The organism is uncultured Thiocystis sp. (assembly GCF_903866365.1).
Taxonomy (GTDB): Bacteria; Pseudomonadota; Gammaproteobacteria; order Chromatiales; family Chromatiaceae; genus Chromatium.
On sequence record NZ_CAIPNF010000101.1, the window covers coordinates 1 to 8,998 of the forward strand.

General features: G+C 65.5%; 8 protein-coding genes and 1 pseudogene. All 9 read left to right on the plus strand.

The features are described 5' to 3' along the window. A partial coding sequence (locus QZY07_RS06130) for a magnesium chelatase domain-containing protein (RefSeq protein WP_295400685.1) occupies window positions 1–418 on the plus strand: 418 nt, incomplete at its 5' end. Window positions 419–571: 153 nt separating this feature from the next. Beyond that, window positions 572–1,633, plus strand: coding sequence for a SulP family inorganic anion transporter (locus QZY07_RS06135; RefSeq protein ID WP_295400687.1), 1,062 nt, complete (start codon window positions 572–574; stop codon window positions 1,631–1,633). Between the two features lie 201 nt (window positions 1,634–1,834). Beyond that, entirely contained in the window at window positions 1,835–2,152 is a 318-nt protein-coding gene (locus QZY07_RS06140) for a ribulose bisphosphate carboxylase small subunit (protein ID WP_295400689.1), read from the plus strand. A gap of 474 nt (window positions 2,153–2,626) precedes the next feature. Further along, window positions 2,627–3,241, plus strand: coding sequence for a BMC domain-containing protein (locus tag QZY07_RS06145; RefSeq protein WP_295400690.1), 615 nt, complete (start codon window positions 2,627–2,629; stop codon window positions 3,239–3,241). 112 nt (window positions 3,242–3,353) lie between these two features. Then, window positions 3,354–3,920, plus strand: coding sequence for an NUDIX hydrolase (locus QZY07_RS06150; RefSeq protein WP_295400692.1), 567 nt, complete (start codon window positions 3,354–3,356; stop codon window positions 3,918–3,920). Between the two features lie 321 nt (window positions 3,921–4,241). Next, on the plus strand, window positions 4,242–5,657 hold the full coding sequence (locus tag QZY07_RS06155; RefSeq protein ID WP_295400694.1) for a form I ribulose bisphosphate carboxylase large subunit: 1,416 nt from the start codon (window positions 4,242–4,244) through the stop codon (window positions 5,655–5,657). 58 nt (window positions 5,658–5,715) lie between these two features. Beyond that, window positions 5,716–6,057: a ribulose bisphosphate carboxylase small subunit gene (locus tag QZY07_RS06160; protein WP_295400696.1), complete on the plus strand. Its 342-nt coding sequence runs from the start codon at window positions 5,716–5,718 to the stop codon at window positions 6,055–6,057. 27 nt (window positions 6,058–6,084) lie between these two features. Further along, window positions 6,085–8,367, plus strand: coding sequence for a CsoS2 family carboxysome shell protein (locus tag QZY07_RS06165; RefSeq protein WP_295400698.1), 2,283 nt, complete (start codon window positions 6,085–6,087; stop codon window positions 8,365–8,367). Between the two features lie 13 nt (window positions 8,368–8,380). Beyond that, window positions 8,381–8,998: pseudogene (locus tag QZY07_RS06170) on the plus strand (carboxysome shell carbonic anhydrase domain-containg protein); the annotation flags it as partial.

The following is an 8,998-nucleotide window of genomic DNA, read 5'->3' on the forward strand; positions in this document are numbered from 1 at the left end:
AAGCCCGCTGGCCAATCCGCGCCGGGTCGCGCTCGGGCTGGACCAGAACCGGCTGTCCATGCTGCTCGCGGTGCTGCACCGTCACGGCGGGGTGGGTCTGTTCAATCAGGATGTCTATGTCAACGTGGTGGGCGGCGTGCGCATCGCCGAGACCGCCGCCGACCTGCCGGTCATCATGGCGGTGCTGTCGAGCTATCGCGACCGCCCGCTGCCTCTGGATCTGGCAGTGTTCGGCGAAGTCGGTCTCTCGGGCGAGGTGCGGCCCGTGCCCAATGGGCCGGATCGGCTGCGCGAGGCCGTCAAGCATGGCATCCGCCGGGCGATCGTGCCCAAGGGCAATGTGCCCAAGGAAGGGGTCGAGGGGTTGGAGATCGTGGCGGCGCGGACGCTGGGAGAGGCGCTGGAAGCGGGTGGATGAAGCGGGTGAAGTGAAGGATGACGGGCGAAGGCTCGGTCAAGGTTTCCAGGATCCTGGTTTGGATCGCCCTTTCAAGGCTTGAAATGGATGGGGAAAGTGAACCCATCCCAGGGCGTTGCTCTGGGCTGACGTAGGTCGCGACGATGGCGCTGGATGTTTGAGCGGGCCATCGTTCCACACACCCTACACGGTCATCTCGGGCTTCATGACCGGCATCGGTCTCATCCTGATCATCCTCCAGATCAGTGGCGTCTCATGGTGGCCGAGGCTCTGGTCCTTGCAGTGGTGGGCAGCATCGACGCGCTGCTCACCGCAGTGATCGCGGAGAGCCTCACGCGCAAGGAGAGCGACTCCAACAAGGAACTCGTCGGGCAAGGCATCGGCAACATCGCCTCCGGACTCTTTGGCGGGATACCGGGCGCGGGCGCCACTATGGGGACCGTCGTCAATATTCAATCGGGCGCACGCAGCGCGCTGTCGGGGCTGGTGCGTGCCACGATCCTGCTGGTCGTGGTGCTCTGGGCGGCCGGTCTCACGGCCCAGATCCCGCTCGCGGTCCTGGCTGGCATTGCGCTCAAGGTCGGTCTGGATATCGTCGACTGGTCCTTCCTCAAGCGGGCGCATCGGGTTTCGCTGCGCGCCGCCATGATCATGTACGGGGTGATCGGACTCACGGTCTTCGTGGATCTCATCTGGGCCGTGGCGCTCGGGGTCTTCGTGGCCAACGTCCTCACCATCGAGCGCCTCTGCAAGCTCCAGAGTCACGCGGTGCGGGCGATCAAGTCACCCGGGACGGCGGATGGCCTGACGCTCGACGAGCAACTGGTGCTGGAGCGACCCAACGGACGGATCCTGCTGTTTTCGCTTGGTGGCCCGCTTATCTTCGGGCTCGCCAAGGCGATCTCGCGCCAGCATGCGGTGCTCGAAGACCATGCGGTTCTGATCATGGACTTTACGGATGTGCCTGTACTGGGCGTCTCATCCTCGCTGGCGCTGGAAAAGATCATCCTGGAAGACCTCGCCGCCGGCCGGGAGGTGTGGATCGCGGGCGCGGACGGGGATGTTCTCAAGCGGCTGGAGCGGCTCGGGATCACGGCCGCACTCCCCGCCGGGCGGCTGGTCGCGACCAAGCAGGAGGCGCTCGATCAGGCGGAAGCCCTGTTGATGGACGATGGGCGCGACGCGTCTGGCGTGGCGCCAGCCGCGGCGGCCTGATCGGCGTCGGGCGGAGATCCACGAGGATCGCGCCACGGATTTCCGCCTATCGACCCTGATCAATGCCGCCTGCGATCAATCCCAATTTCCCAGTTAATCGCTCAAGAACTATTCTGGCATCGACAACGGGAGTCCACGAGCAGTTGCGCTGTATTCGATCTGGCTTCCTGGCCCTAACCACCACACCCGTGAGGCGACCACATGCAGGCTTTAACGCAGACCACGAACCGGACGCTTGCCAACCGCCCCTTTCCAGCGGAAGAGCGGATACTCATGCAACTCGGCCAATGCCTCCATCAGGGATGCTTCATCTGTATCGAGCACACGGCGGCCATCGCGCCCAGATTCAGTGCCTGGACGCTCTGGGAACAACCGAACTGCTACAACGGCAACCTGGATGCGGTGTACGACTTGATCGAAAGCTGCCGGCGCGCGCATGCCGATCATCACATCCGTCTCAACGTCGAGAATGTCAGTTGGCACAGCAAGCTGTCCGTGATGGTGCACCGCCCGCATTAAAAAAGAGCTGTCAGCTTCCAGCCTTCAGCGGCCAGCTTTTTTGAATCAGACACTTGGCCATCGCGCCTCGCTTGCTGGAACCCGCCCGGCGAGGGAAGGCTTCGATCAGCGAAAACCTTGGCAAAACAACGGCTGGAGGCTGGTCGCTGACGGCTGACTGCGCTCTTTGGGATCAACGAAATCACGCTGCCGAGGCGGTTGAAATATGCACAATATCTGTGATCAGATCTGTGGATAACCTCTGTAGAGTTGCCTGCTCGCCCCGCCATCGCTGACATCGGCGCATGCCGGTCGAATGTTGACCAGTTGATGACGGACGCAGCGCCGCCAGGCTGTGTCCGTCCGGGAGGGATCCTGGACGGTCGTCTCGGGATCAGGAACCGGCTTGGGACAACCGCCATTTCCTCGCTGTACACTTGATCATCCCCGTCCTCCGCATGCACCGCGGAACCACCCGTTTCGGCGCTGTCACTTATGATCAAGCTCAGAACTTACGTCTTCATCGACTCGCTCCAGCCGCAACTGGCCGAGTACATGGCCACGGTCTCCCAGGGTTTCCTGCCGATTCCGGGCGATGCCTGCCTCTGGGTGGAGGTCGCCCCCGGCATGGCGGTGCACCGCCTTACGGACACGGCGCTGAAAGCGGCGCGCGTGCATCTGGCGCAGCAGGTGGTCGAGCGCAATTTCGGGTCGATGGTGATCCACCAGCGCGACCAGAGCAATGTGCTGGAAGCGGGCCGCATCCTGCTGTCGCACATGAACGCCCGCGTGGAAGACCGCCAGAAATGCCAGGTCGCCTGGAAGGAGATCATTCGCGCCATCACCCCGGATCATACGGTGCTGATCAACCGCCAGAGCCGCCGCGGCTCCATGATCCTGCCCGGCCAGAGCATGTTCATCCTGGAAACCGAGCCGGCGGGCTATGTCATCTATGCCGCCAATCAGGCCGAGAAGGCCGCCAACATCACCATCATCGACGTGCGCGCCGTCGGCGCCTTCGGGCGGCTCACGCTCTCCGGCACCGAGGGCGATGTGAACGAGGCCGCCGCAGCCGCCGTTGCCGCGGTCGAGAGTCTGTCCGGGATCTGACGCCGGACGCCCGGCAACCGGCGCGCTTATCGGCTTTGTTTTCCCGCGACCGACGCCATCTCAGATGACAAACTTCGTTGCCATAACCCCGCATTGACTGAGCAACCCGCCCATGCATCGCCGCGATTTATTAAGCCTGCTGCACCATCACAGGACGCCCTTCATGGAGGAAGCGGCCCATGTGAACCGTGCGCTGGACTTCGTCGAACGCCACGAGAACTGCTTCGATTGCGACCTCTGGCCCGGTCATGTCACCGGTTCGGCCTGGGTCGTCAGCCCGGATCGGGAGCGGGTGCTGCTGCTGCACCACCGCAAACACGACCAGTGGTTTCAGCCTGGCGGCCATGCCGATGGCGACGCGGACATCCTGCGGGTGGCACTGCGCGAGACATCCGAGGAGACCGGCCTGGATCCCTCGCATGTGCGACTGGTGAGCAACGCGGTGTTCGACGTGGATATCCACAGCATTCTAGCCAGCGAACGCGGCCCGCGCCACGAACACTTCGATATCCGCTTCCTGGTGGAGATGGACGACGACCTGGAGATTCCCGGCAACGACGAATCCCATGAGATCCTCTGGGTTCCGCTGCCCCAGGTCTCGCGCTTCAACAACAATCTGTCCACCCATCGGATGGTCGAGAAGACCCGCCGGCTGCGAAATCCCGCCAACGTCGCCTGACCCTCGTCGCTTTCATCAAAAAGAGCGTTCAGCCTCCAGCCTCCAGCCTCCAGTCGCCAGCTTTTGGGAATCAGCGACTTGGTGACTGAGTGAAATCTGCTAAGGCTCACCTGCCGGGTAAACCTCCACAACACAATGGCTGGAAGCTGATCGCTGGCGGCTGACTGCTCTGATCGCCATGCCTCGCCCGCTCGTCACCTCCCACGCATCAATCATCGATAATTGTCGATGGAACCTATTCCGGATATTGATTGGATCTCGCTGCTCGACGCATTTATCTTCGTCCTCAATTCAGGCCGCACCCATTGAACGGAGTAAATGATGAGCATCAAAACGTACGACGCGGGCGTTAAAGACTATGCCCTGACCTACTGGACCCCGGACTATGTGCCATTGGATTCCGATCTGCTGGCCTGTTTCAAGATCACGGCGCAAGCCAATGTTCCGCGCGAGGAGGCCGCGGCCGCCGTGGCGGCGGAGTCCTCGACCGGAACCTGGACCAATGTCTGGTCCGACCTGCTCACCGACCTGGATTATTACAAGGGTCGCGCCTATCGCATCGAGGACGTGCCCGGCGACAAGGAGAGTTTCTACGCCTTCATCGCCTATCCCATCGATCTGTTCGAGGAAGGCTCGATCGTGAACGTGCTGACCTCGCTGGTCGGTAACGTCTTCGGCTTCAAGGCGGTGCGCCATCTGCGCCTGGAAGACATCCGCTTCCCGCTGCACTACGTCAAGACCTGCGGCGGCCCGCCCAGCGGTATCCAGGTCGAACGCGACCGCATGGACAAGTATGGCCGGCCCTTCCTGGGCGCCACGGTCAAGCCCAAGCTGGGTCTGTCCGCCAAGAATTATGGCCGTGCCGTCTATGAGATGCTGCGCGGCGGTCTGGATTTCACCAAGGACGACGAGAACGTCAACTCCCAGCCCTTCATGCGCTGGCAGAACCGCTTCGAATTCGTGTCGGAGGCCGTGAGCAAGGCCCAGCGCGAGACCGGCGAGCGCAAGGGACACTATCTGAACGTGACCGCGCCGACCTGCGAGGAGATGTTCAAACGGGCCGAGTTCGCCAAGGAATGCGGCGCGCCCATCATCATGCACGACTTCCTGACCGGCGGTTTCACGGCCAATACCAGCCTGGCCAACTGGTGCCGCGACAACGGCATGCTGCTGCATATCCACCGCGCCATGCACGCGGTCATCGACCGTCATCCCAAGCACGGCATCCACTTCCGGGTGCTGGCCAAGTGTCTGCGTCTCTCGGGCGGCGACCATCTGCATACCGGCACCGTGGTGGGCAAGCTCGAAGGCGACCGTCAGTCGACCCTGGGCTTCGTGGACGCCATCCGTGAGTCCTTCATCCCGGAAGACCGCGCACGCGGGCTCTTCTTCGATCAGGACTGGGGCGGCATGCCGGGCGTGATGGCGGTGGCCTCGGGCGGTATCCATGTGTGGCACATCCCGGCGCTGGTGACCATCTTCGGCGACGACTCGGTGCTCCAATTCGGCGGCGGGACTCAGGGTCACCCCTGGGGCAACGCGGCGGGCGCGGCGGCCAACCGGGTCGCGACCGAGGCTTGCGTCAAGGCGCGCAACGAGGGTGTCGAGATCGAGAAGAATGCCCGCGAGATCCTCACCGAAGCCGCGCGCCACAGCCCGGAACTCGCCTCGGCGATGGAAACCTGGAAAGAAATCAAGTTCGAGTTCGACGTGGTGGACAAGCTGGACGTCGGCTGACACGAGACGCCTCGGGCATCCCCGGACTCCTTAACGAACGACTTGAGAGAGCACGCGAATGAGCACTGCAAACAGCATGGGCGATCACGCCACCATCGGCCGCTACGAGACCTTCTCCTATCTGCCCCCGCTCAGCCGGGACGAGATCCTGGAGCAGATCCTCTACATCCTGGACAACGGCTGGAACGCCTCGCTTGAGCACGAGCATCCGAGCACCGCGTTCGATTACTACTGGCCGATGTGGAAGCTGCCGTTCTTCGGCGAGCAGGATCCCAACGTCATCCTGGCCGAGATCGAGGCCTGCCGGCGCGCCTACCCGGACCATCACGTCCGCCTGGTTGGCTATGACAACTACGCCCAGAGCAAGGGGCATTCCTTCCTGGTGTACCGGGCGCTCTGAGTTGCAGCGGTTTAAAGAGAGGCAATCATGGACAAGGCTGGAAGCGAACGACGGCTGACTGGGCGCGATGCGTCCATCGCCAAGCGCCGCGCCATGGCCGCCGGCGGCAAGGCACGCCTGCCAAGCCCGGAGCCGCCCGCACGGGCGGCCCGCGATCCGGCGGCCACACGCGCGACACCCGGTCACACCCTGACCGCTCCGGAATTGAGCCCGGCACCGCGCTCGATTCAGCTCGAACCCGTTCGGAACGAGGCCAGGCGCAAGCGTCAGCCACCCAAGGTGGCCGAGGGTCGTCAACGCTCGATCAAACGGCGCGAGCAGATCACCCATGGGCGGCGGCACCTGACCCGGACCTCACCGACCGAGACCCTGCGTTCCAGTACACAGGGTTTGGTGGGGCGCGATGCCGCGATCGCGCGCCGGCGTGCGATCGCGTCGAGTACCGCGCAGATCAGGCCCGCACCACCCGCGCAAACGCGGCCGGACGTGGCCGCGCGCCGGGCCCGGCGGTCTGTCGAACAGGTCGAGGTCAAACCGCGGGTCAGCGAGGACACGAGCAAGAACCGCGCGCGTCCCACCCGCCCCCGGGGCGCCGCCAGCAAGGCGCCAAAGCCTCCGCGCGGTCGCATGCTGTCGATGGCGCGCCGCGCGGCTACGTCCGACCGCGGCAAGGCTGGCGCGGACTCGGTCAGCGGCCGGTCGCGCAGCGCCGCGACCACGGCGTTGCTCAGAAACGCGGGCGTCAGCTCGCGCGACATCGCACGGCGGGTGCGCGAGGAGCGTTGCGAGCACGGGAAGTGCGGTGACGTCGGACCGCGTCCGAGTGGACGGGCACGCCGCGCCGCGCCGTCCCGCCCGACCGAGGGACCGTCCAAGGTCGGCGTGAGCGCGACGGCCCTGGGTCAGACGGTCACGGGCACGCGGGTCGGACGCAGCGCGCGCACGACCGGCGACGAACCGGGGAGTTGCCGCCAGGTGACGGGAACCGAGTACCTGGGCGCGGAGCTTTTCCAGGAGTTCTGCGGAGTCGAACCAACGCCCGCGCCGAACCGCATCAAGGAGGCGATCATGACCGACCGAGGACAGACCGTCACCGGCGCCCAGGTGGGTCGTAGTCCCAGGGTGACGGGCGACGAGACGGGTGCGGGCCGCACGCTGACCGGCACCCCCTATACCTCGCCCGGCCCGGAAGGCGCGCCACCCAAGGTGCGGTCGACCCAGACCTATGGCGGGGGTTCGGTGACCGGCTCCATGATCGGACGCAGCGAGCGCATGACCGGCAACGAGCCGGGAAGCTGTCAGCGCGTGACCGGCAACGAGTACCTGGGCTTCGAGCACTATCAGGGCTACTGCCGGAGCGGGTCCGAACCGGAGCCCCAGGGCATCAAGAAGGTGGGTGCCGATGCCACCTGGCACGGTCAGCAGGTCACCGGCAGTCTGGTCGGGCGCTCGCGTCAGGTCACCGGCAACGAGCCCGGAACCTGCGAGATCGTCACCGGAACCGCCTATCTGGGACAGGAGCAGTTCCGGTCGCATTGCGCGCCCGAGACCCTGCGGGCCATCGCCCAGCGCACGCCATCCCCGCGCGGTACGCCGGGCGCTGGACTCACCGGCATTCAGCCCGGAATCGATGGGGGTATGACGGGTGCCGCCAAGGGCGTCTGCCAGGAGGTCACTGGCACACCCTACATTGGGGAGGACCAGTTCTTTGCGACCTGCGGCCAGGGTGTCGAGGCGACGCCGGGGAGCGCGGATTTCCCGCAACCGTTGAGCGGCGGCAACTGGGGTGCCTTCAGCGTCGAGTCGCCGGCTCAGGCGGCTCAATCGGAACCAGCCAGTCGGATGATCACCGGCATCCGTTACGACCAGCCGCAGAACCGCGTGACCGGCCCTTTCACCATGGCCAGCGGCGTCGTGACGGGGACCGAGGACTTTCGGCAGCGCCGCCCCGGTCGTGCCCAACCGCGCGGGGTCGGCATCAATCCCGCGCCGCTCGCGCCGCCCACGCCACGCGAGCCTGCTGGGCCAGTGGCGGACGCGCGCCCACGCATCACCGGCGAAGGCCGCGAAGGTGGCACGCGGATCACCGGGAACGACTGGGGGCGCAACGAGCGGGTCACCGGGACCGAGGGGAAATCCGCGGTCGGGCGCAATCCGACCCGACGGGGCGCGCCGATGGGGCCATTTGCCGGCGCGCGTACCTTTCGCGAGGCGCAAGAGCGTCAGGTGCCCGAGATCCGGGTCAGCGGCAGCAGCGGCAGCACCGAACGCGGTGCGCTGGTGACGCTATCCGGCGGCGCGCGGGGCTAGGGGTTATCACGACATGAGAATCAGACCCCAACCGCGCCGACGCACCCGCACCCCGCTATGGAGCGGCACGCCGGCCGTCCGGACAGTCGCCTCGACCGAGGCCGCCGGTATCCGGCAGCTGGTTGGCGAGCGGGCCAGCGACCCGGTGGCCGGGGGACTCGGCGCCAGCGCGGGACATCCGCTCACGCCGCGGGCGGAGAACGAACGGCTGCGCGCCTATGAACAGCGCGTCAAGGACGCCTTTGCGCGGATCGTGCCGACACTCAAATCGCTGGCGGCCCGCCAGCACGAGGCGGATTTCGTGACCTGGGCGCAAGAGGAATCCCGGCGGCAGCTTGGATTCGAGCTTCCAGGCACGGTGCTTGCGGACGCCTGGGTCAATGAGCTGGATCTGCGCCAACTCTTCGCGCATGCCACCTTCGAGACCCTGCGCATCATGAGCGGCGACTACGTCGGGCAGGATCCGCTGGCGACCCGCGACCGGTCCGATGCCTTTCAGGCGTTCCTGCTCGATTGCGGGTTTCACGCCATGAATGTGACGCCCTGCGCGGACGGGCGTCTGGCGCACGCCATCAGTTATGTGCTGCGCCTGCCGATGGGCGCCGTGCGTCGCACGTCCTACGCCGGGACG

What these genes read in the sequence shown, in the direction of transcription:
- QZY07_RS06135 (WP_295400687.1), top strand. Translation starts at nt 572, where the DNA reads ATGTTTGAGCGGGCCATCGTTCCACACACCCTACACGGTCATCTCGGG.
- QZY07_RS06140 (WP_295400689.1), top strand. Translation starts at nt 1,835, where the DNA reads ATGCAGGCTTTAACGCAGACCACGAACCGGACGCTTGCCAACCGCCCC.
- QZY07_RS06145 (WP_295400690.1), top strand. Translation starts at nt 2,627, where the DNA reads ATGATCAAGCTCAGAACTTACGTCTTCATCGACTCGCTCCAGCCGCAA.
- QZY07_RS06150 (WP_295400692.1), top strand. Translation starts at nt 3,354, where the DNA reads ATGCATCGCCGCGATTTATTAAGCCTGCTGCACCATCACAGGACGCCC.
- QZY07_RS06155 (WP_295400694.1), top strand. Translation starts at nt 4,242, where the DNA reads ATGAGCATCAAAACGTACGACGCGGGCGTTAAAGACTATGCCCTGACC.
- QZY07_RS06160 (WP_295400696.1), top strand. Translation starts at nt 5,716, where the DNA reads ATGAGCACTGCAAACAGCATGGGCGATCACGCCACCATCGGCCGCTAC.
- QZY07_RS06165 (WP_295400698.1), top strand. Translation starts at nt 6,085, where the DNA reads ATGGACAAGGCTGGAAGCGAACGACGGCTGACTGGGCGCGATGCGTCC.